General features: G+C 50.8%; 24 protein-coding genes and 1 pseudogene. 15 read left to right on the plus strand and 10 right to left on the minus strand.

Annotated elements, in window-relative coordinates; translation table 11 throughout:
* Window positions 1–380 (plus strand): 3'-5' exonuclease (locus ACOTWU_RS22225; protein ID WP_275146578.1); only part of this gene is annotated, 380 nt, incomplete at its 5' end.
* A gap of 2 nt (window positions 381–382) precedes the next feature.
* Here the strand turns inward: ACOTWU_RS22225 and ACOTWU_RS22230 are convergent.
* The gene (locus ACOTWU_RS22230; RefSeq protein WP_000880375.1) at window positions 383–637 is read right to left on the minus strand and encodes a hypothetical protein; all 255 of its coding nucleotides are present in this window, start codon (window positions 635–637) and stop codon (window positions 383–385) included.
* 140 nt (window positions 638–777) lie between these two features.
* Window positions 778–998: pseudogene (locus tag ACOTWU_RS22235) on the minus strand (type I restriction-modification system subunit M N-terminal domain-containing protein); the annotation flags it as partial.
* A gap of 625 nt (window positions 999–1,623) precedes the next feature.
* On the opposite strand from ACOTWU_RS22235, the gene ACOTWU_RS22240 reads away from it, so the two are divergent.
* On the plus strand, window positions 1,624–1,965 hold the full coding sequence (locus tag ACOTWU_RS22240) for a hypothetical protein (protein ID WP_001151572.1): 342 nt from the start codon (window positions 1,624–1,626) through the stop codon (window positions 1,963–1,965).
* A gap of 91 nt (window positions 1,966–2,056) precedes the next feature.
* Window positions 2,057–2,248: a DUF7706 family protein gene (locus ACOTWU_RS22245; protein ID WP_000398479.1), complete on the plus strand. Its 192-nt coding sequence runs from the start codon at window positions 2,057–2,059 to the stop codon at window positions 2,246–2,248.
* Window positions 2,249–2,488: 240 nt separating this feature from the next.
* Here ACOTWU_RS22245 and ACOTWU_RS22250 read toward each other — a convergent pair whose 3' ends face one another.
* From ACOTWU_RS22250 to ACOTWU_RS22285, 8 genes are all read right to left on the minus strand, one after another.
* Window positions 2,489–2,944 (minus strand): hypothetical protein, encoded by a 456-nt coding sequence (locus tag ACOTWU_RS22250; RefSeq protein ID WP_000374058.1) that lies wholly within the window; start codon window positions 2,942–2,944, stop codon window positions 2,489–2,491.
* Window positions 2,945–3,034: 90 nt separating this feature from the next.
* A complete protein-coding gene (locus ACOTWU_RS22255) occupies window positions 3,035–4,276 on the minus strand; it encodes a vWA domain-containing protein (RefSeq protein WP_001053340.1) in 1,242 nt (413 codons plus the stop codon).
* A gap of 428 nt (window positions 4,277–4,704) precedes the next feature.
* Window positions 4,705–5,280, minus strand: a complete 576-nt coding sequence (locus tag ACOTWU_RS22260) for a TerD family protein (protein ID WP_000301247.1) — start codon at window positions 5,278–5,280, stop codon at window positions 4,705–4,707.
* 68 nt (window positions 5,281–5,348) lie between these two features.
* Window positions 5,349–5,927, minus strand: a complete 579-nt coding sequence (terD, locus tag ACOTWU_RS22265; RefSeq protein WP_000116680.1) for a tellurium resistance membrane protein TerD — start codon at window positions 5,925–5,927, stop codon at window positions 5,349–5,351.
* A gap of 48 nt (window positions 5,928–5,975) precedes the next feature.
* Window positions 5,976–7,016: a tellurium resistance membrane protein TerC gene (terC, locus tag ACOTWU_RS22270; RefSeq protein ID WP_000255079.1), complete on the minus strand. Its 1,041-nt coding sequence runs from the start codon at window positions 7,014–7,016 to the stop codon at window positions 5,976–5,978.
* A gap of 22 nt (window positions 7,017–7,038) precedes the next feature.
* Window positions 7,039–7,494, minus strand: a complete 456-nt coding sequence (locus ACOTWU_RS22275; RefSeq protein ID WP_000007449.1) for a tellurite resistance TerB family protein — start codon at window positions 7,492–7,494, stop codon at window positions 7,039–7,041.
* A 22-nt stretch (window positions 7,495–7,516) separates the two neighbouring features.
* Window positions 7,517–8,674 (minus strand): TerD family protein, encoded by a 1,158-nt coding sequence (locus ACOTWU_RS22280; protein ID WP_001054786.1) that lies wholly within the window; start codon window positions 8,672–8,674, stop codon window positions 7,517–7,519.
* Entirely contained in the window at window positions 8,674–9,255 is a 582-nt protein-coding gene (locus tag ACOTWU_RS22285; protein WP_000254137.1) for a tellurium resistance-associated protein TerZ, read from the minus strand. Before ACOTWU_RS22285 ends, ACOTWU_RS22280 begins: the two co-directional genes overlap by 1 nt.
* Before the next feature lie 320 nt (window positions 9,256–9,575).
* Here ACOTWU_RS22285 and ACOTWU_RS22290 point away from each other — a divergent pair, with 320 nt between their 5' ends.
* The 12 genes from ACOTWU_RS22290 to ACOTWU_RS22345 all read left to right on the plus strand — a co-directional run bounded on the left by ACOTWU_RS22290 (window position 9,576) and on the right by ACOTWU_RS22345 (window position 21,458).
* A complete protein-coding gene (locus tag ACOTWU_RS22290) occupies window positions 9,576–10,634 on the plus strand; it encodes an ATP-grasp domain-containing protein (RefSeq protein ID WP_012695441.1) in 1,059 nt (352 codons plus the stop codon).
* Between the two features lie 9 nt (window positions 10,635–10,643).
* Window positions 10,644–11,786, plus strand: a complete 1,143-nt coding sequence (locus ACOTWU_RS22295; RefSeq protein WP_001280115.1) for a phosphoribosyltransferase domain-containing protein — start codon at window positions 10,644–10,646, stop codon at window positions 11,784–11,786.
* The gene (locus ACOTWU_RS22300; RefSeq protein WP_001040058.1) at window positions 11,779–12,552 is read left to right on the plus strand and encodes a hypothetical protein; all 774 of its coding nucleotides are present in this window, start codon (window positions 11,779–11,781) and stop codon (window positions 12,550–12,552) included. Before ACOTWU_RS22295 ends, ACOTWU_RS22300 begins: the two co-directional genes overlap by 8 nt.
* A 1-nt stretch (window position 12,553) precedes the next feature.
* Window positions 12,554–13,633 carry a cysteine protease StiP family protein gene (locus ACOTWU_RS22305; protein ID WP_001585166.1) on the plus strand — a complete coding sequence of 360 codons (1,080 nt, stop codon included), beginning with the start codon at window positions 12,554–12,556 and terminating at the stop codon, window positions 13,631–13,633.
* Window positions 13,633–14,589: an HpcH/HpaI aldolase/citrate lyase family protein gene (locus ACOTWU_RS22310; RefSeq protein WP_031942304.1), complete on the plus strand. Its 957-nt coding sequence runs from the start codon at window positions 13,633–13,635 to the stop codon at window positions 14,587–14,589. The genes ACOTWU_RS22305 and ACOTWU_RS22310 overlap by 1 nt, the downstream gene beginning before the upstream one ends.
* A gap of 10 nt (window positions 14,590–14,599) precedes the next feature.
* The gene (locus ACOTWU_RS22315; protein ID WP_011152964.1) at window positions 14,600–15,808 is read left to right on the plus strand and encodes a DUF4236 domain-containing protein; all 1,209 of its coding nucleotides are present in this window, start codon (window positions 14,600–14,602) and stop codon (window positions 15,806–15,808) included.
* 17 nt (window positions 15,809–15,825) lie between these two features.
* Window positions 15,826–16,293, plus strand: a complete 468-nt coding sequence (gene terW, locus ACOTWU_RS22320; protein ID WP_001176767.1) for a tellurium resistance protein TerW — start codon at window positions 15,826–15,828, stop codon at window positions 16,291–16,293.
* A gap of 462 nt (window positions 16,294–16,755) precedes the next feature.
* Complete coding sequence (locus ACOTWU_RS22325) at window positions 16,756–17,394, plus strand: vWA domain-containing protein (RefSeq protein ID WP_001253657.1); 639 nt, start codon at window positions 16,756–16,758, stop codon at window positions 17,392–17,394.
* A 22-nt stretch (window positions 17,395–17,416) separates the two neighbouring features.
* Window positions 17,417–18,058, plus strand: coding sequence for a TerD family protein (locus ACOTWU_RS22330; protein WP_000116681.1), 642 nt, complete (start codon window positions 17,417–17,419; stop codon window positions 18,056–18,058).
* A complete protein-coding gene (locus tag ACOTWU_RS22335) occupies window positions 18,058–18,696 on the plus strand; it encodes a vWA domain-containing protein (protein ID WP_001253658.1) in 639 nt (212 codons plus the stop codon). The genes ACOTWU_RS22330 and ACOTWU_RS22335 overlap by 1 nt, the downstream gene beginning before the upstream one ends.
* 84 nt (window positions 18,697–18,780) lie before the next feature.
* The gene (locus ACOTWU_RS22340; protein ID WP_001253656.1) at window positions 18,781–19,821 is read left to right on the plus strand and encodes a TerY-C metal binding domain-containing protein; all 1,041 of its coding nucleotides are present in this window, start codon (window positions 18,781–18,783) and stop codon (window positions 19,819–19,821) included.
* Complete coding sequence (locus tag ACOTWU_RS22345; RefSeq protein WP_000081060.1) at window positions 19,821–21,458, plus strand: PP2C family serine/threonine-protein phosphatase; 1,638 nt, start codon at window positions 19,821–19,823, stop codon at window positions 21,456–21,458. The genes ACOTWU_RS22340 and ACOTWU_RS22345 overlap by 1 nt, the downstream gene beginning before the upstream one ends.
* The last annotated feature ends 8 nt before the right edge of the window (window positions 21,459–21,466 follow it).

Genomic DNA, 21,466 nt, shown 5'->3' on the forward strand with positions numbered 1-21,466 from the left:
TGATCGGGCTGAATGAGCAGGAATTTCCTGGCGGCAAACCCGATGATGTTTACAGCGTTCGCACATCGATGAACACCCCTCCGGCCGAAGAGGAAATCGAGGAGGAACGTCGGCTGTTTTATGTCGGTATCACTCGCACAAAACAGCAGCTAAATCTGGTGGTCCCTCTTGATGAAGGGCTTGCGCGGTGGCTCAAAAACCGCTGGGATAGCACCCCGAAGAAGTCACCGATAGCTACTCGCTTCGTCTATGAGGCTGGCTGGACTGCTTGTGCGGTTACCAGTGATGCGATCTATAACAGCACGGTAGAGAAACAGAAGGCTGACTTCAGCAAGTTTCACCAATGGTATCTAAGAGATCTTCAGCGGCTAAAAGTCTAGGGCTACCGATACTTTTCGATTTCAGACAGGTGCTCGTTATCCAGATCAATTGTGGCTTTTCTTTCAGAAGCGAGCTTCTTCGCTCGCTTTGCATACTGAAGCCCCTTGGCTGGCTGCTCTCCGCGTAGGATCTGTTCAGCCTGCTTGCTCGTGCTGTGCCCCAGAAAGCGTTCGTACTGCTCGTCAGATACCTCAGTGCCGATCAGTCGTTCGATCCAGCCGCTTTTCGGCGGGTAACTTACGCCCAGCGCAAGCAACTGCCTTTTCTGTACCCACTATTTCCGGCGCGGCCGGCTTCAATCAAGGCTTTGGTTAGAACTACAGCCATTTGGGGACTCTCATACACAAACCTGAACCATGCGGGTCTGATTGGCGGTCAAGATAGCAGCGCATCGAAATCAACACTGAACTCTGCTTCTAAGAACTCAATCGTGGCTGGTTGGCTATCGAGCGATGCTTCCCGTGTAGACTCCAGTGCGCACTCCAATCGACGCAGCAGAGTAAACGGCAAAATGATCTTGCCGAAGTCGGTATGCTTGAAATCCCCCCCCACAGGTCTTCCGCGTTCTTCCAAATGAAATCAGCTTGCGAAGCAGCCGAACCTACGAACTCTGCCATCTTGGCCTCCAACCAACTTTTGCACGAAACGGCACATCTTCCAAAAGAGGGTTGTCAACCAAGTTTTGCACAAAACGGACTTTGATCCATTTCTAACTAAAATCTACAATCCAACCTCAGATTGCAAATAGCCTATGTTTATTACAGATGGTATGGTTCGTGTTTTTGTTTATTCGATGGCAACTGTACTCTTTCTGCCGCTTGGCTTGTTGAAAAGCACGTGGTGGTTTTCACCATTGTTTGCGATAGCTGCTATTGATTACTTAATGTTTCTGCGTCGACAAGGCTAGTTGCTGAACCTCATACCTCAGAGCAATCTGTATGTTTTTTACACCACTGGTTAAAAGGTCAGGCTACGTTCCTGACGTTTTTTAAAAAACAGTTTTATGTTTGATGCGTTACTGGTCTGTCTGGTAACCCAGTGGTACATTACCATTATTAAGGCTGGCTGGCGGTGGTGCATCATGCTTAAACGACCCTCTCTGAGCGTACTTTCCGACAGTCCTGTGCACCGCACCACTTACCCGGCAGGCCTATGTCTTGGTTATTCTTCGTTGTACCTTTTTCTTCAGCTTTATCCCTGACATGTCTGTCTGAACAGTTCTAAGCAAACCGGAATGTTGTCATGGCCAAAGTACAAGGGCTCTTTGTTGGATACCGAAAATTCGCTGTTGATCGCGACTGGCTTCGTCAGCAGGAAGAACAACGTTATCGGGATCGCCAGCGACAATTTGATGAATGGTCCAGGAAATGGGTCACTGTAACCAGGCTCAAAGAGACTCGTTTATGGACTGACGGAGCCATCAGGCGATGGTTGGGTGAACCTCAGCAGCAGGGTAAATATAAAGTTTTCCCCGTTGAAGCGGTTTTGGCTGCTGAGAAGTTGAATGAGTTTCGGCTCTGGCTTAAACCCCGACTGGAAAAGAAACGTGCCCAGCACCACCACTTTTTAATTCCATTTCTGTAAAGTAGAAACAACGGCAGTTCCGGCCGCATTCAAGGCTTCGGCATCTGGTCAGAAATAAAGCGCCATTTTTCAGTATAAGGGAGGTTAGATAGTGGAAGGTATTGAGACACTGAGTTTGCAGCTTGATGAGAATGAAACTATGGCCCTTGCTCAATTAGTTAAACGTCTGAGCTGGAGCGATCTTCGTGGCTGTGCTGTGAGTGACGAAGAAGCCTGGGTAATGAAAAGCGCAATTGAAAAATTACAACAGGCGTTAAGGGAAGAAGGTTATGCGCCTCGATGAGGCTGGCTTCGTTCTTTATTCCGATAACAAATTTGCTTAAGGACTAACTATGAGCCAGCACTGGTATGAGGTGAAAAGCAATCAGGGAATTGTTCAGGTGATTGTTGGGAGAAGATATTAATGTAATGCGTTTCTGCATTACATCAAGCAGATTAGCTTTTTCTGGTCAAAATAGACGATGTGATTTTTCTTTAGCCGAAGTCCATCCGCTCCCCACGCAACCGGTAAAGGTTCGCAGGTTTAATAAAGATAGGTTTCGTATCTCCCTAAGGGTGGGATAGGTAAACTCATAATGGCATCTGTGTTTACTATGTAAGTATTCGGGTAAAATTCATCTAATACAGTAAAGTTTAGTTTCTTACAAAAGCTTAATAAATATGGGTTTTTCACGTCTTCTATTACAACATCGCACCAGGGATTCGATTCACAGCAAAGCTTCAGAAAAGACTTAAACCATCCCTTGTTTTGTATTTCTTCCGGAAGCCGTACCACATGTATGGTCAGACAATCTCCATGATAACGATTAGTACTTTGTCTAAGCCCTACAACAATCCCCTTTTCTTGAATCTGTACACCTGCCTGATGCTCTTTCATGTCGGGCGTATAGTGCCTTGCTCTGTTTAACCAGGCCACCAGCTGCTGAGCCGTACTTGGTGATTCTTCAGCTATCCATTTCAGGTACTTGATGCGGTCCATATGCGCCTCCCTGTACGATTTCCAATGAACAAAGGCTCTACAGTATTAAGCTGCTGTAGAGCTCATTCAACCAAGCTCAAACTGTGCGTATTAAAGGATGCCTAACCTTTTTGTTTCATCGATCCACGGTCTGAATTCTTCCAGTAGATTATCATATAACTTTTCATCGCTAATCGAACCGAAATCATCCATGGCAAAGAAGTGGGTGTTATCAACCCGGCGGTCAGTAAAGTCATCCAGATTTTTGAGGATACCGTAGCTTGAACCACCCAGGCCGACAAACTTCCAGAAGATGGGGTAGTTGGCAGAACGCCGGATTGCATCTTTAATCGCCCGGGTCTTGCTGATCCCGCCATCGGTAATAAATACAACATACACCGGGATTTTCGAGTCCTTAAAGTAGTCGACTATTTCTTCCATCACAGGAGGCTCGTTGTTTGTCCCTCCGAGGCCCGGCAGGTTCTCCCAGGCTGAACGCTTTCCAGCCCCGCGAATGGACTGAATATATGTGTCCAGGTTGTCCAGTGTGACGTTTGGATACTTCTTATGCTTCTCTCCAAATCCCCAGACATCCATTTCACCGTCGTCGTCGAACTGGGCGGCAAGAACGGCGATGCGGTCCAGCACAGACTGAACGTTACCCTTACTGAACTGGCCACTCATTGAGCCGGATGCGTCAAGTACAAATGCAACCGCTGCCTCAAGGGTGTCCAGTTTATTTTTAGTAAGACTGACCGAGGCTTTTTTAGCGAGGCTTACAAGGCGCGGAGATCTGGTTTCCAGTTTCTTTTCCAGACTGATACGAGCAGGCTTTGCTGGCTGCGGAGCTGGCTGTGCGACATCAACGCCATAGCTAATGGCCAGAGGCTCAAGACCACCGTTGAAACCCTGCCCGAGCGCACGAAGCTTCCAGGCGCCATTGTGCCGATATACTTCACCCAGGATAATTGCTTTCTCACTGCGGCCCTGAGTCTCAGCCTGGAACTCAGCGATTCCTTGAGCCTGCATGCTCAACGAACTGAGCCCACTGATGGTATCTTCACCATCAATGACAACTGTGATTGCAATTTTACTGATGTTCGCAGGAACACGATCCAGTGCTATCTCAATGCTGGACTGCTGAGAACCGGTAACGAGCTTTACTGCCCCTTCAGGAGAAGACAGATTATTGTAAAAGATAAAGTCAGAATCGCCGCTGACCTTTCCCTGAGCATTAAGCAGGAACAGGCAGGTATCGGGTTCGCCTTTAAAGCCGGATTTGGTAGGGTACTGAAGATTCAGCCTGATCGCAGATTGCTGAAGTGGTATGTTTTGTCCGGATTGTAGATTCACATTAACTCTCCTGATTTTTGATTATTTTAAAGCGCAGCGTTTATATAGGTTCCCCTGGCTTAGTTCAGGACGCTGGATTTCTGGTGAGGCGTATATATGGTGTGACACCATATTTCATCACGTTGAAGTTTCTATACCTGTTGAATTGGAATTTCCATTGGTCGGGTATTTTATCTTCCAGAACCCGTGCCTTCATAAGTCGCAAACGTAACATATATCAGAGGGGCATGCTGTTGATATAAGGCACGGAATACAGGCTTTAACCAGCAACCAGAGAAAAATCCGTTTCCTGCCTTTAAAAGGCTCACGTCAGAATTAACATCTCTCTGCTTTCTGAGATTCCCGAACCCTTTCTGCCCCCCCCCTCCTGATAGCGGATCGCAACCAAAAAAAACCCCGGCATTGCCGGGGTATGATTCAGCGTTATTTTAGATGTTAACGCCGTGCTGGGAGGCAAGAGCCGCCAGGCCACCGGCAAAGCCCTGACCGACAGCTTTAAACTTCCACTCAGCGCCATGACGATACAGTTCACCGAAGACCATAGCGGTTTCGGTTGAGGCATCTTCAGACAGATCGAAACGGGCAATTTCCGTGCCGTTGTCGTTGTTGTAAACGCGCATGAAGCTGTTGCTCACCATGCCGAAGTTTTGTTTACGCGCTTCTGCATCATAGATGGTAACGGCAAACACCAGTTTTTTGATATCTGCTGAGACTTTGGTCAGATCGATTTTGACCTGCTCATCGTCGCCGTCGCCTTCACCGGTACGGTTGTCGCCCTGGTGCTCTACCGCGCCATCAGGGCTGGTTTTGTTATTGAAGAAAATGAAATGCGCATCTGACAACACTTTACCGTCTTCGCCTACTGCGAACACGGAAGCGTCCAGGTCAAAACCCTGACCATCGGTTACACGGGCATCCCAGCCTAGGCCAACCATAGCAACATTCATGGTTGGTGCTTCTTTGGTCAGAGATACATTGCCGCCTTTTACGAGAGAAACTGCCATTTTTAGCTCCTGCAAACAGTTGAATGAGGGCTGCATTAACAGCCCCGGGTAGAAAAGTTACTTTTTGATCAGGACGCGTTAATGCCGTACTGAGCACATACAGATGCCAGACCACCAGCATAACCCTGACCTACTGCGCGGAATTTCCACTCACCATTGTGGCGATACAGCTCGCCGAACAGCATGGCAGTCTCAGTGGACGCATCTTCGGTCAGATCGTAGCGAGCAACTTCAGTCTGGTTATCGTCATTAACCAGACGAATAAACGCACCGGATACCTGACCAAAGCTCTGGCGACGAGCCTGAGCATCGTGGATGGTCACAACGAAGATGATCTTGTCAACTTCAGACGGGACGGCGTCCAGTTTAATTTTCAGCGATTCATCATCACCATCGCCCTCACCGGTGCGGTTATCGCCGGTGTGCGTTACGGAACCGTCGGATGACGTCAGGTTGTTATAGAAGATGAAATCTGAATCGCCGCGCACTTTGCCGTTTGAGGCCAGCAGGAATGCTGAAGCATCCAGGTCAAAGTCCTGACCGTCTGTTGAACGCGCATCCCAGCCAAGGCCCACCAGGACGTTTTTCATTGACGGAGCTGCTTTACTTAGGGAGACGTTCCCGCCTTTGGAAAGAGAAACACTCATAAAATAACCTCTTCGATTAGTAATTGTTCAGGTTAACACTTAAGGGGATTAACTCCCCTTTTCCTCAGATTCAGGTTTGCCCGGGAACATGACGCTTGCGAGAATGCCCAGCGCCAGTACACCCAGTACAACATACAGGCTGGTTGTTGCCGCGATGCTGTAACCATGATGCCAGATGTGATCGGTCGCATTCAGGCCGAGTTTTGCCGCGATGAAGAACAGCAGCACGATAACGGCCTTCTCCAGATGAACCAGGTACTGTTTCAGTGCCTCAAGGACAAAGTACAGAGTACGCAGGCCCAGGATAGCAAACATCATGGCACTATAGACGATAAGCGGTTCACGACTGACGGCAATGATTGCCGGTACCGAGTCAAACGCGAACATTACGTCCGAGAGTTCAACCACAGCCACACACAGGAACAGCGGGGTCGCATACAGCGCCGCTTTTTTACCACGGCCAATGGTGACATCGCTGTTTTCTGGTTTCGCCAGTTCAGCATCCACTTCCTTCTGGTTAAGCAGGAAGGCATGCCCTCTGAGCTTCGGCCAGATAGGGAAGAAGCGTTTAACCATGCGGTAAGCCAGATGCTGGGAGTAATCCTCAATTTCATCATCGTCATCACCGCTTTTAAGCATCATGACCGCTGTCCAGGCAACGATAATAGCGAAGACAACTTCAACATACGGCCCCAGACTCAGCAGGCTCGTACCGATGGCGACAAAGATGCCCCTGAAGACAATGGCACCAATGATCCCCCAGTAGAGAACACGGTGGCGATAACGATCCGGAACGGCGAACCAGGAGAAGATGGCCATCATGACGAACAGGTTATCGACCGACAGCACTTTCTCCAGCGCATAACCCGTGACAAACAGACTGGCAACCTCAGCACCGTGGTGGATATAGAGGAAACCGGCAAATGCCATCGCAACCACAACCCAGAATACGGACCAGAGCGCCGCACTCTTCAGCGAAATAGGCTTGTCATCACGGTGCATAAACAGGTCAATAAAGATGGCACCGACTGAAAGCGCAATAAAAACAATGACCGTTTCAGTCGGGAAGCCGATGTGTGTGGAAACCATATTTTACCCTTAGGGATGTGGATCAGAGGCCAAATTCAGCCGGGTCGAAGCCCAACGCGATAGCGATCTCGCGGGAGGCCAGTTTCTCGTCCTGATCGAAGTTACCGTCACTTTTCGCAACGGCAATACCAACACGTAAGGCCAGCTGAGCGGCCTCAGGCTGATCTTTCAGCGCCAGGATGTATTTCATGGTTTCGCCCTTGCCGATTTCAACATCGAAATCGAAGCTTGAAACCAGTTTATTGAAGAACTCAATCACCTCATTGGTATCGAAGACCTTCAGCTCTTCTGAAGAGCGCAGAAAGCCCATCATTTTCTGCTTTTCTTCCGAACTTACGCCGTCACTCGATACGGCAATACGGGCACATACAGCAACGGTGCCCTGCATGAATTTTTTGTTTTTGAAACGGCCAACCTGGCGGGTCAGTTCGTCACGGCCTGAGTTAATGGCACCTTTAACTTTGTCGAAAAAGCTCATACCTGTTTCCTTTGTTGCTGTGTTATTTAGAACCGGCGCTCCAGCGAAATCCCCAGCCAAATGCCCGGTCCATTTCGTCCTGGCCTTTGAAGTACTGGTTAATTCGCTCGACTTTAATTGCGCCGTTTTCGTTTACGAGTCTGGCAATGGCGCACAATGTGCGACGGTTTTCACCTTCGGTCAGGCGGGTCTCAATGGGCGGTTGATCCGGCACATGAATGGTGACCACACCATCAGTCTTGTCCCAGCTGGGAACACCTTCATAAATAAAGGCGTAAATCAGCACTTCGCGGATATGCTTCCATTCACGTCCATTGATATGCAGCCACTCGCCGTCTGATACATCACCCGTCCGGTCATCGCCCTTGAGCTGAACATACGGTTCATCGCGATAATCACCGAATGCATTACCGAGCGCCTGAATGACCGATTTATACCCGTCCTGAAGCTCAACAAAGGCCCCCAGATCCAGGTCGATTCCTTTGGAGCCGAACATGCCTGCAAAGCCTGATTTGCCGCTGCCCCGGTGCCAGTTCAGGTTGATCCGGATTTCACCGAAGTTATCCCGTTTGGTCAGGCTGATTGCAGGCTTCTCTTTTGTCAGCGATACCTTGCTCAGGCTGATTTTTGTCTCAACTGGCGGAGGGGTTACAACCGGAGGAGTCGGGGCTGCGGGAGCCGGTTCGTCGGCAATATTTACGCCGAAATGCTCTGCCAGCGGTTTAAGTCCACCGTTGAACCCCTGCGCAACGAAGCGGAATTTCCAGTCATTATTACGACGGTAAAATTCACCCAGAATTAAGGCTGCTTCCTGACGGCCGCTCAGTTCGACACTGCCGCTAACCAGGCCGGTAGCCCCTTGCTCCACGTCGATGGAAAGATTACGAAGACCGGACACCGTCTGCCCACCGTCACAGGTCACGGTGAACGCAATTTTCTGGACATCAGGTTTCAGCCGGTTGAGCGCGACAGTAAAGGTTGAGTACTGGCCTTCACTGACCAGGCTGACGGTACCATCATCGTTACGTGGCTGACCATAAAACACCATGTCCGCATCACCCTGCACCTTCCCGTCGGCATACAGGCGAAACGCCGAAGCATCCACCTGGCCGCCCGAGGTGATCCGGACCCGCAACTCCTGGGCTGGAACGGGGGCATTGCCCCCCGGCGTCAGGTTCATTAGCGAATAACCGCTGAAACGATATCGGAGTGCATATCGTCAATTGTGCGGCCGCGACAGGCATGGCCAAGGGCGGTAAAGTCCCAGTTGCCGTTATTACGGCGCAGCGAAGAAATAACGATCCCGGTATGTGAGCCCTGCTCAGTCAGCTTGTAGCGAGCCAGCTCTTTGCCGGTTTGATCGACAACGCGGCAGAACGCGTTTTCGACGTCATTGAACGACTGACCACGGAAGCTGTTTACCGTAAACGCCAGGTATTCAACGTTTGCAGGCAGTCGGGAGAGGTTGACATTAATCACCTCATCGTCACCGTCACCTTCACCGGTCAGGTTATCGCCACTGTGCACAACAGCGCCGCAGGTGGATTCCAGTTTGCGGAACCAGATGGTGTCAATTGTTTTACCGGTGCTGTCCATTAATACGCAGCCAGCATCGAGATCGATTGAGTCGTTGCCTCCAAACAATCCTCCAAGAAGACCTTTTTTCTTAACCGGATCCCAACCGAGACCGAAATGAAGCTGGCTTAATGCAGATGATTCTTTGCTGAGTGATACCGTCTGGTTCTTAACTAATGAAACCATGCTTTATTCCTTAAAATGGTAATGACCGAGACAATCAAAGGTATATTTAGTAACTGACGAAGAAAATCATATCATGATGAAGTTCTCTGACAAGGGAAATTTTGGTAGTTTTCTGTAAAAACACAAAAAGAAATCCTTTTCAGGGTGTTAATTTTCTAAGTTTAATTTAAATATCAATGTGTTATCAGGAATCCAAAAAACCTGACGCACTCCATAACCACAGGAGTTATAAATCATATTATGATTGACATGTAGCTTAGACACTCATAGACTCACTTCTCAATCATAAATTTGCATGGCGTTCCGGATAATTAAAAAAAATGAACAAGAAAATTTGGTTTATGGAAGGTTTATCCTCCCAGCGAGATATTATTCAGGGGGTAAAATCATTTGCAAAAAAAAATAATTTTGCCATTACCGTTTTTGCCTCCCACCGTAACGAAAGAAATGAAATCCTTTCCGTTGCCGACTATTCTTTGACTGAACCTGAAGATCCTCAAAAACGTCTTCAGTTTATCCAGGAAACCATTCAGTCCTACGGCATCCACCATATTCATACTGGCCGTAACAGCCAGTGGTTTGAAGAACACCGTTCAGCCATTGAATCGACCGGTGCCACCCTTACTACCGGTGCAACGGGCGTCGACTGGTTAACTCTGGCTGACGAAAAAGTTACTTTTGCTCAGTTTATGGAGCAAAAGGGTCTCCCGGTCGTACCATCCTGGCGGGTGAATACGCTGGCAGAATTAAAAACACACCTCGCGGCCCCGCCGTTCACTGACAGCCCGGTATGCGTGAAGCCGGTGACGGGTATCTATGGCATGGGATTCTGGCGCTTTGATGACAGTGCTTCGCCTATGGCCGTCTTTAATCATCCCGAACATCGTCTGGTCAGTCCGCAACAGTATATTGCAGCAGCATCAGCTGCTGAGTCGTTTAAACCCCTTGTTTTGATGCCGTACCTGCCAGGCCCGGAATTTTCCGTCGATATCCTCGCGGATAAGGGCGAAATACTCGCAGCCGTGGGACGCCGTAAGGAAGGGGTTATCCAGTATCTGGTAAACGAAGGAAGCGCCTGGGAACTGGCGTGTGACTGCGCCAGGGTTATGAAGGCCGACGGGCTGGTGAATGTTCAGACGCGAAACGATGTGAATGGCAACCCGGTGCTGCTTGAAACCAACATGCGTCCGTCAGGGGGGGTGGGTTATACCCTTCACAGCGGGGTGAACCTTCCTGGGTTATTTGCTGCCTTTAAGCTCGGTCTGATGTCTGAAGATATGGTGCGCCAGAGCGCTAAAAACACCTTTTCTCCGGTTGCGGTGAGATCCATTACGGATGTAATTGCATACCCGGAATCACTCTCTAACCTTCTGAATTAAGGCGTATTTATGTCTGATATCCTCGAAGATATGATTTATCGCCGTACCCTCTCATGCGGTACGATTCAGGTAACCCGCGACCAGGGTGAAGTTTCGCTCGATGACCTGTTTGACATCGCTGAAAGACGTAACCCGAAACGCGCCTTTCTGTTTGTCAGCAAAGTACTCGGCAGGCACATTCCCGTGCCACCCTCAGTCATGCGGCAGGCCTACAGACAGCTTGCCAGCCAGTTCCCCTCGACACTGACAGGACCCGTACTGTTTATCGGTATGGCTGAAACCGCCGTTGGGCTTGGGGCCGGTGTATTTGATGAAGTGCGCCACCAGCATCCTGAATCTGTCTATCTGACCTCTACCCGTCACCCGGTTGATGGCACGTTGCTTTGCGAGTTCAAGGAAGAACACAGCCACGCCACCGATCATCTGATCTATCTGCCAGATGATGAAGAGAAAAGACGTCGTGTTACCAACGCACGAACGCTGGTTTTGATTGATGACGAGGCAACCACCGGTAATACCTTTATTAACCTGCTTTCAGCCCTGCGTAATACCGGCAAGCTTCAACATATTGAACAGGTTATAGCCGTTACGCTTACCGACTGGAGTGGCAAAGCCTTGTCCGAGCGCAGCACCTTACCAGTCACTTCGGTTTCTCTTGTAAGCGGTAAGTGGGGATGGACCCCATTACCTGATGCACCTGTCCCGGACATGCCGAAAGTCAACGTAACTTCACGAGGAGAATGGGACATCCAGGGAAAACAGTCCTGGGGCCGACTGGGGATGCTCGCACCTGCGGCCGATCTCGGCCATGAGGTCTCCGTCCACAAGGGGGAACGTATTCTGGTTCTCGGGACCGGGGAATTCGTCTGGGAGCCGTTCCTGCTTGCTGAACGGCTCGAAGCTGCCGGAGCACAGGCATTTTATGGATCGACCACCCGCTCCCCTATCGCCGTTGGTTATGCCATTGAGTCCGCCATTTCCTTTACGGATAACTACGGGCTGGGCATCCCCAATTTTGTCTATAACGTCGCCCACCAGCAGTTTGACCGCATTCTTGTGTGTACTGAGACACCCGCAGAAAGTATTGACACGCAGCTTCTTAAAGCGCTGGCTGAGGTTGCGGCCGTCGTGGAGATTGTTACCTATGAATAAACCCGTTGTTCTGAGCGACCTTGACGACACGCTCTTTCAGACCCGTCGTAAAATGGTGGACGAGCTGGCCCTGGAGCCATTCCGTACCGGTGCCGTTGATCGCACCCTGAATCCACGAAGCTTTATGACGGAAGAACAGTCCATGTTGGTGGACTGGCTCCTGGAGCAGGCTGAACTCATACCCGTTACCGCACGGGGAACTGAAGAAATCAGCCGCGTACGGATCCCTTTCCACTCCTGGGCAATCACCACTCACGGGGCCGTCATTCTCACGCCAGAAGGCAAACCCGACGAGGAGTGGAAGGCCCATATGCTCGGCCAGCTGGCTCCCTATCAGGAAAAGCTGACATCGATGCAGCGTCTGATCACTGAAATGATGGACGCAAAAGGGATCAATGCCTGGGCAAGGCTGAACTTCGAATACGGTGAAACGGCGGTTTATATGGTGATGAAGCACCGCGACAGCACCCGCCTTGACGAGCTCAATGCCATTGCAGATGAGATAGAAACGGTGTTTCCGACCGAGGGCTTCTACATCCACCGCAACAGTAATAACGTGGCCTGGCTTCCCACCGCGGTTGAGAAAGGGCTGGCAGTCAGATGGCTTCTTGAAAAACTTCGGGCTGAACGCGGAGTCTTCCCCGTAATTGGTCTGGGCGACAGCCTGAGCGATCATCGTTTTATGAAACTGTGCAGCTGGTTTGGCATCCCGCGTCAGAGTCAGTTTGCAGATGCCATTTCACAGCGAATTTTTGGAGAAAATTAAAATGCAGCCACATGACACATTTACCGGCTCATACCAGCCCGGTGACGTGGAATTTCTGCTAAAGCCGGTAGTCATTGAGATGACGCCGGTTGAGCAAAAAGAAGAGCTGATTCAGTCAGGGAAGAAACATTATTCGGACATGCTCAGTCAGGAGCCAGCGCCAACACAATGGCATCTTGATTTGTTTCACCGGGCGCTGGATCGGGGCGCAGAGAGACTTGCAAAAGAAGTCACACAGCTCGCTATTGCTCTGGCCGAACGCTTCGGTGATGAGCCCATTGTACTGGCCAGTCTCGTCAGAGCTGGCGTGCCGCTCGGCGTTATGCTGCACCAGGCCCTGCGTGACATGGGGAAAACCTCATGGCATTACGGTATCAGCATTATCCGGGATCGTGGAATTGACGGTGCAGCCCTCGACGTCATTGAAGAGCGCCATGGTACCAGCGGTATTGTCTTTGTTGACGGATGGACAGGTAAAGGCGCAATTACCGGAGAGCTTGTACGCGCACTGAAAGATCGCCCGGGCTATCCTGAGCAGCCGCGACTGGTTGTCCTGGCCGATCCCTGTGGCTGCTCCTGGCTTGCAGCCAGTGATGATGACTGGCTCATTCCTTTTGGCATCATGGGTGCGCCGGTATCAGGCCTGATCTCCCGGTCAGTATGGTCCTCTGAAGGATTACATGGGTGCATGGTTTGCGAGCATCTCAGTGAATTCGAATGCAGCCGGATGCTTGTCGATACCGTCGCCCATTTCCGTAAGAAGTTAACCCCGTCATCCCTCGCTACCCTGAGCTGGAATATGGAGTCAGCCCGGGTCTTATGGCAGACAAGTCGCGACGTTATCGCGTTCCTGGCCGATGAATTTAAAGTGGACAGCGTCAATCGTATTAAACCCGGTATTGCTGAAGCAACCCGGGCTGTATTACGTCGGGTACCGGACCATGTATTTGTGCGTTCTATTGACGACCCGGACGTTGCCTTGCTTGTAGGGCTTGCTCGTGAAAAGGGAATAGTTGTTACAGAAATGGGGGGAACCCTCGGCCAGTATCGGGCTGTAACCATTATCAAGAAGGTACTCTGATGAAAAATCGTCTTTCTCCCTGGAATCTGGGAGCCACGCTATACATGCCTGCAACACGGGAAGATATTGCTGATGCCGTCCTGCACGGGAAAATCCCGGGTTTGCGCTCTCTGGTGATTTGCCTGGAGGATGCTGTCAGTGAAGCAGACATCCCCATCGCCCTCAAAAATCTGGAGCACCTGCTGCACGAGCTCAGTAACAGCATGCGTAGCCTGGGTAAAAATGACTGGCCTCTGGTGTTCATTCGCCCCCGGCATGCCGACATGGGCAGATGGTTAAAAGCGCATTATGATCTTTCCGCTGTCGATGGGTTTGTGTTGCCGAAATTTACCCTCAGTTCGTTAGCTGAATGGTGGGATATCATGGGCGGGACTCACCTGTGCATGATGCCAACGCTGGAAACAGAAGACGTCTTTGACGTGGTTCAGATGCGCGAGCTGGCCACTCGCCTGGTGGAACATCCCTGCCACGACCGCATTATTGCGCTTCGAATCGGCGGCAACGATCTTATGAACGTTGTGTCGCTTCGCCGCCCCCGGGACCTGACGCTGTATGACAGCCCGATGGGCTACGTCATCAAAATGCTCGTTTCAGTCTTCGGCCCGCGTGATTTTGCCCTGACCGCGCCCGTATGTGAGCATATTGACGATCATGCCGTTATGGCCAGAGAGCTGGCTCTTGATATGGCACATGGGCTTGTTGGGAAAACGGCCATTCACCCGGGTCAGATAGAGGTCATTCAAAACGCGCTGATGGTCACTCAGGGTGAGTATTCTGACGCTCTGCGGATCCTGAACTCTACCCAGGCCGTGTTTAAGTCGCAGGGAGCAATGTGTGAACCCGCCACACATCGCCGCTGGGCGGCTGGCATTCTGGACAGAGCTCGTTTTTATGGGTTACAGAACGAGCAAAGCGCTGATGGAATCAGATTACTTACCGTGACCCAGCATCATTAAGGAAATCATAATGGGGTTCAGGTTCAGAAAGTCGATCAACATTATTCCTGGCGTTCGCCTCAACCTGAGTAACGGTGCACCGAGCCTGAGTGTCGGGCCGAGAGGTGCTTCCGTTTCTTTTGGTAGCCGGGGGACCTATGCCAATCTGGGCTTGCCCGGTACCGGGCTGAGTTACCGTACCCGGCTTGACCGGGCCGCGCGTTCCGGAGGTGGAAACCGGACGGCAACCGACCCGGGGCTCAGACAGGCGCTTGAGCAGGAAGCCGCTGAACTCATGTCAGCGGTAACCGCAATCCGTAATATTCACGAGCTGACGCCGGATCCAAAAACAGGCATCAGCTGGGCAGAGCTGGAAGCAGTATACCTGCATAACAGAACGTCGCCTTTTCAGGTTCCGGCACCGGTGCGTCCAGAAAAGCCAGACTACCTTGCATTGCCGGAAAAGCCTGCCGAGAGCGAAGGCATTAGTTTTCTGGGTAAATGGTTTGAATCGGAATCAGCTAAAGCTGAGCGCCACGCCGAAAATCTTCGCCGGTGGCAGCAGGAGCTGATTGATGTGGAGCGTGAGAATACCCTTCGACAGCACCGGTACCAGCAACAACGGACGGCCTGGGCCGAACAGTATGCAAACTGGAAGTTTGAAGCAGAAGAACATGAAAAACGGCTCGCCACGGCTCAGGCAGATGCCCGGCAGCAGTTCCGGACAGACGCCGCGTTTTTCGAATCATACCTGGCGGGTGTGCTGGCAGAAACTGAATGGCCGCGTGAAACGATTGTTGCATTTGAAGTAAAGCCGGAGCTATCAGCAGTCCTGCTGGACGTTGATTTAGCTGAGATTGAAGATTTCCCTGATAAGATTTACGGCGTTAATGCCCGGGGCACGGAGCTGACGGAAAAAGCCATGACGCAAAAAGCCGTACGCGAAAACTATGCCCGCCACGTCCATGGCTGCTTGTTCCGCCTGGTCGGTATCGTTTTACATACGCTACCTTTCGACAACGTGATTGTGTCAGGCTTTACGCAACGGGTCAGTAAGCGGACCGGCTATCTGGAGGATGAGTATATCCTGTCCTGCAAATGCACTCGCAGCCAGATGTCGTCAGTAAATTTTGCAGGCATAGAACACATTGATCCGGTTGAAGCGTTAGGCGATCACCCGGTTATTCGAAAGATGAGCAGTACCTTCATTTTTCAGCCTATTGAACCACTAACCCTTTAAGCAGGCTAAATCTTACGATGCAATTAAATACCAGACAGGCCCGGATTTTTAAGCTTGCCAACTTACTGGGCACCGGCAAGCCCGTTTCCGCTGCCGACATTATAACCAGTCTGGAATGCTCAGAGCCGACATTAACCCGGGCCCTCAAAGAGCTACGCGAGTCATATTCTGCGGAGATCAAATACAGCAAGGCAGGTCATTCCTACCATCTCGTTAATCCGGGCCAGCTGGATAAAAAGACCCTTCGCCGGATGAATGAAGCGCTCGCACAGAATGCTGAACTGAAAACCGGTGAGTCTACAGGGAAGGTCGTACTCGATAAGGATAAAAAAACAGCCGTGTCCTTATCGCTACGCATGCGGATCTTAAGAAAAATTGACCGTCTGGCTGCGCTGAGTGGCTCGACCCGAAGTGAAGCGGTAGAGAAGCTGGCTCTGCACTCCGTTGACGAACTGATAAAAGAATACAGCGCTAAAAAGTCCTGACGCTAAATCTCAGACCGGGGTGAAAACCCCGGTTTTGTCATATTTTACCTCTGTATTGGCGTGACGTAGTTTTGATCTATTCTCCTCCCGCAATGCCAGCAGCGCCTTACTGACTACAAAACCTGGTGTCTTGACATCCTCTTGTGCTACACATCAATCTTTGGGCGTTTTACACTCCATTCATGCAGATCTGTGATGTATGATGAATTTCATACATAAGACAGTTTATTTGTCCGAGTTTTTTCAGAAATCTTATATTCCAGTCCGGTCTGAATTATTTTTCTGTTGATAAGAGGCCATTCACATGTCGGTAATTCTATGGTGGTTAACTTATTTCTTTAATGCCGCTTCTGAGTATTTAATCTCCACCCGACAGATGTCGTGCCGTTTTATCAAATCAACAAACCCTGGCCTCTTCCTGAAACTACTCTCCTCTTCCGATCTCTTAAGAAGGAATTACATTTGAGACGCTTACCCGTATATCTGCTACTCGACACGTCCGGCTCTATGCACGGAGAGCCTATCGAAGCGGTTAAAAATGGCGTTCAGACGCTGCTTACCACGCTGAAACAGGATCCGTATGCACTCGAAACGGCTCACGTGTCAGTGATCACCTTTGATTCTTCAGCCCGACAGGCAGTCCCCCTGACAGACCTCCTGAGTTTCCAGATGCCAGCACTAACAGCCAGCGGCACCACGTCTCTTGGCGAAGCGCTTTCCCTCACGGCCAGCTCCATTGCCAAAGAAGTACAGAAAACGACGGCTGACACTAAAGGTGACTGGCGTCCCCTTGTATTCCTGATGACGGATGGAAGTCCGAATGATGACTGGCGTAAAGGCCTGAATGACTTTAAAGCGGCCAGAACCGGCGTTGTTGTGGCATGTGCAGCCGGGCATGATGCCGATACCAGCGTCCTCAAAGAAATCACTGAAATCGTGGTTCAGCTCGATACAGCTGACAGTTCGACGATTAAAGCTTTCTTTAAATGGGTCAGTGCGAGCATTTCGGTAGGCAGTCAGAAAGTGGAGTCCAGCAAAAAAGAAGTGATCGGTCTTGAAGACCTGCCACCGCCGCCGCCAGAAGTAAATGTGGTCTTATAATTTTATTGATTAAGGGGATATCATGTCTGTCAGTCTGAGCAAAGGCCAGGGCGTAAGCCTGAAAAAAAATGAATACGATCTCTCGTCCGTTACTATCGGCCTCGGTTGGGATATTAATGAGGAAAAGAAAGGTTTTCTCGGCGGGATCTTTGGTAAAAAAGAAGAAGAATACGACCTTGATGTGATCGCTTTCCTGTGTAATTCAGCCGGAAAGGTGACCGATCTCGGCAATGTGGAAAATGGTAAACCAACGCTTGTGAATGGCGATATCATCTTTTTCAACAGCCTTCGCCATAAGTCAGGCAATATCTGGCTGACGGGCGATAACCGAACCGGAGCCGGTGACGGTGACGATGAGCAAATTATTGTGCGCCTGAATTCCCTTGACGCTCAGTACGAGAAAATTGTGTTCATCGTTCAGATCTACAATGGTGAAAAGCTCCAGCAGCACTTTGGTAAAGTTCAGAATGCCTTCATCCGGGCAGTAGATGCCCGTAATATTGAAATGGCACGATTCGATCTTTCTGGCGGACCCGCCTTCGCCAGCCAGCGCTCCATGGTCTTTGCCGAGCTGATACGCGAGGCTACAGGCTGGAAACTCAGGGCAATTGGTGAGCCTTCAGAATCAGATTCGTTTGTCTCGCACCTGAGGAATTACATGTGATGCGCCGCCTGCCTGTTTACCTTGTTATCGACACATCCGGCTCGATGCGCGGTGAGTCAATCCATTCCGTTAACGTTGGAATTCAGGCGATGCTTAGCGCTCTTCGCCAGGATCCCTACGCCCTCGAAAGCGTTCATATCTCCATTATCACCTATGACAATGAGGCGCGTGAGTTCATTCCTCTCACGCCGCTGGAAGACTTCCAGTTTTCTGACATCGTTGTGCCAAGCGCAGGCGGGACGTTCACCGGTGCTGCCCTTGAATGTCTGATGCAGTGTGTTGAACGGGATGTACGTCGCTCAGATGGTGATACCAAAGGAGACTGGCGTCCTCTGGTATTCCTGATGACTGATGGAACCCCTTCTGATGCCCTGGCGTACGGTGAAGCGGTAAAAGCGATTCGCGGCCGGGGATTCGGATCCATCATTGCCTGCGCCGTTGGTCCTAAAGCAGGCCATGAGCACTTAAAACAGCTCACCGATAAGGTTGTGTCTCTGGAGACGCTAGATTCAACCGCGTTTGCAGGTTTCTTTAAATGGGTATCGGCCAGCGTGTCTTCCGGCAGCACAAGCGCGGGGATTAATAACGGAACTGATACCCTTCCCCCTCCTCCACCAGAAATCCAGCTGGTGCTCTGACAGACAGAAAGGTGCTGTTTCCGGGCAGCACCTTTCTGTACAGCAACGTTTTCTGCTGGCCGTACCAGCCGTACGAGGAAAATTATGAGACGCCTTCCCGTGTTTTTTGTCCTGGACTGTTCAGAGTCCATGATTGGTGAAAACCTGAAAAAAATGACTGATGGTCTGCAAATGATCGTCGGAGATTTAAGAAAGGATCCACACGCACTTGAAACAGCCTGGGTCTCGGTAATCGCATTTGCCGGTGTAGCCCGTACGATTGTACCTCTTCACGAAATTGCCTCGTTCTACCCTCCCCGCCTTCCCGTTGGCGGCGGTACGAGCCTTGGAGCTGCATTGCGTGAGCTGACCGTGCAAATTGATACCCAGGTCAGAAAAACCACTCATGAGGCTAAAGGCGACTGGAAACCCGTCGTGTATCTCCTTACCGACGGACGTCCGACTGACGACACAACCGCAGAAGTGAAGCGCTGGAAGGATCACTACGCGAGTAAAGTGAATCTCATTGCCGTTGGCCTGGGGCCGTCAGCGGACCTGAATATCCTGCGGCAACTGACAGAGAATGTCATGCTGTTCACCGAATCTCAGGAAGGGGACTTTACCCGCTTCATCAAATGGATCACGGCCTCGGTTACGGCGCACAGCCGCAGCGTCGGGGACGACAAACAACCTGAGCTCAGCCAGACTGAATACATAGTCCGGCTGGCCAAGGACGAGCCAGTAAAAGCGTACGACGAAAACTGCGTTACGCTTACCGGCCGTTGCAGCAAGACCCGTCGTCCGTACCTGATGAAGTATGAACGGCCACCAGCAAGGGTTTCCGGGCTCGATTTCAGTCTGAACCTGAACAGCTTTAATATTGCCGGATGCTATCCCATCGATGAGGACTATTTTGCGTGGTCAGATGCCACCGCTACCGGTTTGCAGGTAAATACCAGCGAACTGCATGGCGTACCGGGTTGCCCCCACTGCGGTAATGCCAGTGCGTTTGCCCTGTGCTCATGCGGAAAGTTGCTGTGTATTGACGGCCCGGATGACGTGATCTGCCCGTGGTGTGAAACAGGCCTGTCATTCAGCAATGATGGCGGAAACACTAACTTCGACGTAAACAGAGGGAGAGGTTGATGTCGCAAAATGCTTTACTTGAAGAGAAGATTATCCGCTTAGTTCTGTCTGAGCTGGGCCACCCTGTTGAAGGTGAGCGGCTTTTACTTCTATCGCAGGACCCATCCCTTACCGAAGAAATTATGCGGCTTAAAGAGCGGATTGAGAGCCTTGCACAGGGTTTATCTGCGCGGGTTAGCGAAGGTGATAACGACGCAGAGATTGCCGCCTCGTCAGCATCCAGTCTTTCCGATCAGCAACAAACGGTCGTAAGTGTTGCTGATAACCCGGGCATTGACGCTACCGATACATCAGCACTGCAACCCCTGCCAGAAAATGAGCCTCATCCTCCGTTCTGGAAGCTGATGCCTTATTACGAATTTGATAAACCAGCACAGAGGGAAGACGAAAACCTGTCTTCCCTGGTATTAAAACCCGGGCAGATACCGACAGGCCAGCAGCGGGCCAGCTTAGCTGTGCCACCTGCCGTTCCCCCGAGAGCTAAAATAACGATCCCCAACGCCCGCGCAGGCGAACGTTTCTCTTCGCCGGTTGCTATCGTTCTGGGTGAGGGCCAGCAGGCTACTGTCAGGGACGTTGTCTTTCCCCGGAACATTGGCCTGTCTTTTGACAAAGAACAGGAGTTGCTGACAGGTACTCCCACCGAAAGCGGCGATATAGAGCTTTCAGTAATCTGGTCATGCACGTCGCACGACGAATGTGAAACAAAACAGCTATTTATAATCAATCCCGATCCGAGAAGCCTGTGGAAGGTGGTAGAGCCACCAGCAGACGCTCCCTACCCTAAGTCCCATCTGGACGCTGCTGGCCTGGTCAGGGGTGATATACGTATTGCTGCCGCCAGTCGCCGGGGACGCTCTCATGAGCATGCCGGAAGCTTCAGAGATGACGACTTCTACATCAACCACTGCCAGGAAACAGGATGGTCTGTCATGCTGGTCGCAGACGGAGCCGGTAGTGCGGTAAATTCCCGGGAAGGCTCCCGGATTGCAGTCAAAACGGCTGGCGATTACCTTTTAAATCAGCTCAGTGGTGTGAAAGGCGTCCATTTAAAGCAGCACATCACGGCGTGGGAAGGGAGCGATCAGCAGGCAACAATAAACGCCATGCTTCATCATTTTAAACAGGCAGCTACGCTCGCGGTCAACAGTATCCAGAACGAAGCCATTTGTGCAGAACAACCTGTGAAATCCTATTCAACAACCCTTCTGGCAACTGTAGCGCTACGAACTGATAACGAGCTGTTTGCGACTGCATTCTGGCTTGGTGATGGTGCGATAGGTGCATACAGCCCTTCCGGTAAAGTCAGGATACTGGGAAATCCCGATAGCGGAGAATACGCAGGACAAACCCGTTTCCTTGACCAGAGCATTATCGCAGACCCCTCGTTTAGCGGCCGCATCAGCGTGGGTAAATGGAATGATGTATCTCACTTGATCCTCATGACAGACGGCGTCTCAGACCCTCTGTTTGAGACGGATAATGGGCTTCGCAGTGACGAAAAATGGACCCGTCTCGTTGATGAGCTCAACCCTGTCCTTACAGACGCCAGTATTGCGCCTGAGAGGTTAGGCGACTGGCTTAACTTTTTCTCCACAGGGAACCATGATGACCGCACTATTGCGGTGTTGTGGTAAGGGATACG

The organism is Enterobacter cloacae complex sp. GYL001, from assembly GCF_049237125.1.
Taxonomy (GTDB): Bacteria; Pseudomonadota; Gammaproteobacteria; order Enterobacterales; family Enterobacteriaceae; genus Enterobacter; species Enterobacter hormaechei_C.

Bases quoted from the DNA above. Each gene is read 5' to 3' on its own strand.
- ACOTWU_RS22305 (WP_001585166.1), top strand. From the start codon at position 12,554: ATGCAGCCACATGACACATTTACCGGCTCATACCAGCCCGGTGACGTG.
- ACOTWU_RS22340 (WP_001253656.1), top strand. From the start codon at position 18,781: ATGAGACGCCTTCCCGTGTTTTTTGTCCTGGACTGTTCAGAGTCCATG.
- ACOTWU_RS22345 (WP_000081060.1), top strand. From the start codon at position 19,821: ATGTCGCAAAATGCTTTACTTGAAGAGAAGATTATCCGCTTAGTTCTG.
- terC (WP_000255079.1), bottom strand. From the start codon at position 7,016: ATGGTTTCCACACACATCGGCTTCCCGACTGAAACGGTCATTGTTTTT.
- ACOTWU_RS22275 (WP_000007449.1), bottom strand. From the start codon at position 7,494: ATGAGCTTTTTCGACAAAGTTAAAGGTGCCATTAACTCAGGCCGTGAC.
- terD (WP_000116680.1), bottom strand. From the start codon at position 5,927: ATGAGTGTTTCTCTTTCCAAAGGCGGGAACGTCTCCCTAAGTAAAGCA.
- ACOTWU_RS22285 (WP_000254137.1), bottom strand. From the start codon at position 9,255: ATGGTTTCATTAGTTAAGAACCAGACGGTATCACTCAGCAAAGAATCA.
- terW (WP_001176767.1), top strand. From the start codon at position 15,826: ATGCAATTAAATACCAGACAGGCCCGGATTTTTAAGCTTGCCAACTTA.
- ACOTWU_RS22330 (WP_000116681.1), top strand. From the start codon at position 17,417: ATGTCTGTCAGTCTGAGCAAAGGCCAGGGCGTAAGCCTGAAAAAAAAT.
- ACOTWU_RS22280 (WP_001054786.1), bottom strand. From the start codon at position 8,674: ATGAACCTGACGCCGGGGGGCAATGCCCCCGTTCCAGCCCAGGAGTTG.
- ACOTWU_RS22300 (WP_001040058.1), top strand. From the start codon at position 11,779: ATGAATAAACCCGTTGTTCTGAGCGACCTTGACGACACGCTCTTTCAG.
- ACOTWU_RS22250 (WP_000374058.1), bottom strand. From the start codon at position 2,944: ATGGACCGCATCAAGTACCTGAAATGGATAGCTGAAGAATCACCAAGT.
- ACOTWU_RS22310 (WP_031942304.1), top strand. From the start codon at position 13,633: ATGAAAAATCGTCTTTCTCCCTGGAATCTGGGAGCCACGCTATACATG.
- ACOTWU_RS22240 (WP_001151572.1), top strand. From the start codon at position 1,624: ATGGCCAAAGTACAAGGGCTCTTTGTTGGATACCGAAAATTCGCTGTT.
- ACOTWU_RS22290 (WP_012695441.1), top strand. From the start codon at position 9,576: ATGAACAAGAAAATTTGGTTTATGGAAGGTTTATCCTCCCAGCGAGAT.
- ACOTWU_RS22295 (WP_001280115.1), top strand. From the start codon at position 10,644: ATGTCTGATATCCTCGAAGATATGATTTATCGCCGTACCCTCTCATGC.
- ACOTWU_RS22335 (WP_001253658.1), top strand. From the start codon at position 18,058: ATGCGCCGCCTGCCTGTTTACCTTGTTATCGACACATCCGGCTCGATG.
- ACOTWU_RS22315 (WP_011152964.1), top strand. From the start codon at position 14,600: ATGGGGTTCAGGTTCAGAAAGTCGATCAACATTATTCCTGGCGTTCGC.
- ACOTWU_RS22260 (WP_000301247.1), bottom strand. From the start codon at position 5,280: ATGGCAGTTTCTCTCGTAAAAGGCGGCAATGTATCTCTGACCAAAGAA.